This is a genomic window from Arthrobacter sp. H5 (genome assembly GCF_000520595.1).
Lineage (GTDB): Bacteria > Actinomycetota > Actinomycetes > Actinomycetales > Micrococcaceae > Arthrobacter_D.
In genome coordinates, this window is the sequence record NZ_KI915011.1 from 17093 (window position 1) to 21523 (window position 4431).

The window sequence follows — 4431 nt, forward strand, 5'->3', positions numbered from 1 at the left end:
TCGGCCCGTTTCGGGGCAGGCTGGAGACGTGGTGCTAGGCCGGCTCCTCATACTTTGGGAACACGGGAGCAGGCGCGGGCAGTTCCGTGCCCGGCACCAACGGTGAGGCGATGGCACCGAACATGCGGCCGCCGTCGTCGTCGGTTGTTCCCTGACCAAGCGACGTGAGGAGACGGCCCGCACCGTCCGGCATCACCGGCTGGACCAGAATCGACACAATCCGCAGCACCTCCAACGTCACGTACAGCACGGTGTTCATGCGTTCGACGTCGGTCTTCCGCAGCACCCACGGCTGCTGCTCCGCAAAATAGGCGTTGGTGTCGCCAAGTACCGTCCAGATCGCCTCGAGTGCCTTTGACAGTTCCTGCCTGTCAATGACGGCGCGGCACTGGTCAAGGAGTCCGCGCGCCTGGGCGAGGATTGACTCGTCCGCGTCACTGAACGACGACGGCCCGGGCACCTTTGCTTCACAATTCTTGGCGACCATCGACAGCGAGCGCTGCGCGAGGTTGCCAAGGTTGTTCGCCAGGTCGGAGTTCATCCGGCCGACGATGGCGTCGTGGCTGTAGGCGCCGTCGGCACCGAACGGGACCTCACGGAGGAGGAAAAAGCGCACCTGATCGAGGCCGTACTGCTCAATCCAGTCCCGCGGCGGAACAACATTGCCCAACGACTTGGACATCTTGACACCTTTATTGAACAGAAAGCCGTGGATCATGATCCGTTTGGGCAACTCCAGCCCGGCGGACATCAGGAATGCGGGCCAGTAGATGGCGTGAAAGCGGGAGATGTCCTTGCCGATCACATGAACGTCCGCCGGCCAGTACCTGCGGAACGCTTCCGATTCAACATCCGGGAATCCGACCCCGGTGAGGTAGTTCGTCAGGGCGTCAACCCACACGTACATGACGTGCTCCGGATTGCCTGGAACCGGAACACCCCAATCGAACGTGGTACGGCTGATCGAGAGGTCTTCGAGACCCCGCTTCACAAAGCTGATGGCCTCGTTGAAGCGGGACTGGGGTGCGCCGAAATCCGGCTGATCCGCATACAGGGCGAGCAAACGATCCTGATAATTGGAAAGCCGGAAAAAGTAGCTTTCCTCCTCCGTCCAGGTGACCTCGGTATCCGTCTCCTTCGAGTAACGGATGCCGTCTTCACGCAGCTCGGTATCCTCCTCGCTGTAATACGCTTCGTCGCGCACCGAATACCAGCCCGTGTACTTGTCCAGGTAGATGTCTCCGGCCGCTTCCATCCGCTGCCAGATCTTCGAGGCTGCTGCGTAGTGATCCGCATCCGTGGTGCGGATGAAGCGGTTGTAGGAGCTGCCGACGTCGTCGTTCATGTCCTGGAAAGCCTGCGAATTGCGCGCGGCCAGCTCCCGGGCCGGCATACCCTCTTTTTCAGCGGTCTGAAGCATCTTCAGACCATGCTCGTCGGTACCGGTCATGAACATCACGTCGAAGCCGTCCAGCCGCTTGAACCGGGCGATCGCGTCAGTGGCGATGGCCTCATAGGCGTGGCCGATATGCGGCACGCCGTTGGGGTAGGAGATGGCCGTGGTGATATAGAAAGGGGTTTTCTGCTCAGGACTCACCCTAGAAAGTTACCTTGTTTTCGCCGGGTTTCCCTCTTCGTTAACCCGTCCGGACAGCCTGTTGCCCCGGCGTCAGGGGCACGACGCCGGGGCAACAGGGTATTTCACCAGGTAGGTCTTTATTTGTCGAGGTTGTTGTACCGGTAGAGGAACGCGGCCATCATGTCCCTGTTCACCGGCTGCAACGGACGGAACGTCCCGTCCTCCCAGCCCGTGGTGATCCTCTGCTCAGCCAGCCAGTTGATCTCCGTGTAGAACGGCATGCCCGGCTTCACATCCTTGAATGGAGACACCACTGGCGCCTTGTAGTCCTGGACGTCGGCCAGCCGGTACAGGAAGGCTGCCATCACATCGCGGTTGACCGCCTGTAGGGGCTTGAACTTCCCGTCCTCCACGTACCCGTTGGAGATTCCCTCGTGTTGCAGCCAGGCGATTTCCGTGAAGAACAGGGTCTTATGGGGGATATCCGGGAAAGGCGGCGGCAGGGCTGGCAGAATTCTCAGTGCAGAGAAGTCGCTTGTCCCCTTCGCATTCTGCACCGCCACCTGGAAGCCTGTCGCAACATCCGCCTTCAGCCCGGTGATCCGCAGGCTTGTTGCGGTGGCAGGAGCCGTGCGCAGATCGCCAACCTGGGTACCGAACTCATTGGTCACCCGCACCAGGAACCCGGTGACGGGTGAACCGCCGTCGTTTGCCGCATTCAACTGAACTGTGGCTTCACCGATGGCCGGCGCGGTCACGTCGATTGCCGGAGCCGCTGGGGTTGCCGGCGGACGCGCTGGGAGCGGCGTGTCATACAGGCGGCCGACCACCACAAACTGGTCCGTCTGGCCAATCACAACCGGCTCGCTGAGCTCGGTGCCGGTGGCATCGGTCAGCTGCTCCAACTTGAAGAAGTTGGTGCCCAGCGGACTGCCCGTGACCGTGGATTCGGTGGCACCGTCGCCCAGGTACCCGGCAGGTGCCGCATCGGACTTGAGGAACGGACCAATCTGCGACTCGGCGAGACGGTCGTACGAGCAGCCCATGTCGAGGCAGCCGATATCCGCTGTGTAGCCGATAGCGCCGTCCTCATCCTCGGGATCCGCAACCATGATGTCCACACCGTATGGCTGGGTGATCCGGTACGTGGCTCCTGGAATCAGGCCCCGCATCGAGTATCGGGTCCGGCCGAATGCCACCTGGTCGCCATCCTTGGGTACCTCGTTCGCAAACGCGGCTTCCATCGCAAGCACCAGACGGGCTCGTCCGCCACCGGCCACTGGAAGCTCTGCACCGGCTGACCACCAGAAGGATTCGCCCGGGAAGTTCTCCGGATACTCGGCCAGCTCCGTATCGAATGGCGCTTCCAATCCGCAGGCCGCGTCATCAAGGCACAGGGCCAGCTTTTGGTCGTTGAAGTCCGTCAGGTAATCGGGGAACGGGTGGTCTGGTCCCACCGGTCCTACCTCCCTGAGGTTATGAACGGTGTACTTGAACAGTCCATTTGGCCCGAGGATCCCTGCTTCGCTTACCGCAACGGCGTTGACGATCGTGGACGTACGAACCACAAACGGATCCGAGTACTCCTGGGTGGAGCCCTGAGGCTCACCATCAGCATCAAAGCTGGGCCTCGTGCCGTCCACGGTGTAGTAGACAGTTGGTGGTTCCGAACCCTCTGTTGCCATGGGATCCGTGGTTGTCAGCGTGATGGCCTGCGGGCCCTGCAGAATGGTCCGGCCATCCGCGAGTACCTCCAGCGGACCAGCGGGTGTCGCGGCCACGACGGGGAGCGAGGTGTCAACCACGTAGTCCTGGGTGTAGACCTCGCTGGTGTCACCGGTGTCCGGATTGACAGCGATGTACCGCAGCTGGGTCTCCCGGACGGTGGACTCGGCCCCAACCTCAGGGCCGGGAACGGTCACGGTTGCCGTGGAATCAGGAGTGCCCGTCGACGGGACACGCGTTCCATTAGTTAGAGTGGGTTCGCTTCCGTCGAGTGTGTAGATGACGTCAGCTTCGGCCGGGAAGGACGCCTGAACCTTCACATCCACCGGACCTCCAAAGAGGTCGCCGGCCGGATGCACTGTGGCCCTCAACTGCGCGATGCGGCCCGACACCGAGAACAGTTCAGTTTCGACCATGTCGACCCCGGTGCCACCAGCGTCTGGCCCCTCAATCCGGAAAAAGTTTGTGTCATAGGGGCTGCCAACAACCTCGTGTGGGGTGCCCGGGTCACCGATGTAACCCTCCGGTGGATTGAGTCCCACATTTGGAGCCCACCGCAGGAACGGACCAACGTGGCCCTGCATCGCGAGGTCGAATCCGCACGGCGGGGTCATGCAGCCGATGTCCTGGGTCTCGTTGATCTCGCCCTCTACATCGGTGACAATCTTCTCGACGCCGTAGGGCGTGGTTATGGTGTACTCGGTGTCGGCCCGCAACGCGTCAATGCGGATGCGTTGGCGGGTAAAGGCAATCTGCTTGTCGACGGCGACACCGCCGGCGTCGCCAAAAGCTGCTTCCTGGGCGTACACCAGAAGGGCTCGGTCTCCGACAGCCCGGTCGTCGATAGACGCCTCACCTGCCCACCAGAAGCCCTCATCCGGATAGTTCTCCGGGAAGGAAATCGGCTGGGAAGGATCCGGTATTTCGGCGCCACACATGAGCGTCTCCAGACAGAGTTCAAGCCGGACCGGCTCAATTCCCTCGGACGCCAAACCAAAGTCCTCATACCAAAACGGGTACCCGTTCTCATTGTCGATGGGGCCGTGCCCGGCAAGACTTTCTCCACCCGGCACAGCGTTGATAACAGCGGCGTTCACTGCCGGCGTCGCTACCAATATCGGCAGGCA

General features: G+C 61.7%; 2 protein-coding genes. Both read right to left on the bottom strand.

Annotated elements, in window-relative coordinates:
* Positions 1-34 precede the first annotated feature (34 nt).
* Positions 35-1597 carry a methionine--tRNA ligase gene (metG, locus tag Y708_RS0115950; RefSeq protein ID WP_028280695.1) on the bottom strand — a complete coding sequence of 521 codons (1563 nt, stop codon included), beginning with the start codon at positions 1595-1597 and terminating at the stop codon, positions 35-37.
* A gap of 119 nt (positions 1598-1716) precedes the next feature.
* Positions 1717-4431 (bottom strand): S-layer homology domain-containing protein (locus Y708_RS27665; RefSeq protein ID WP_216699817.1); only part of this gene is annotated, 2715 nt, incomplete at its 5' end.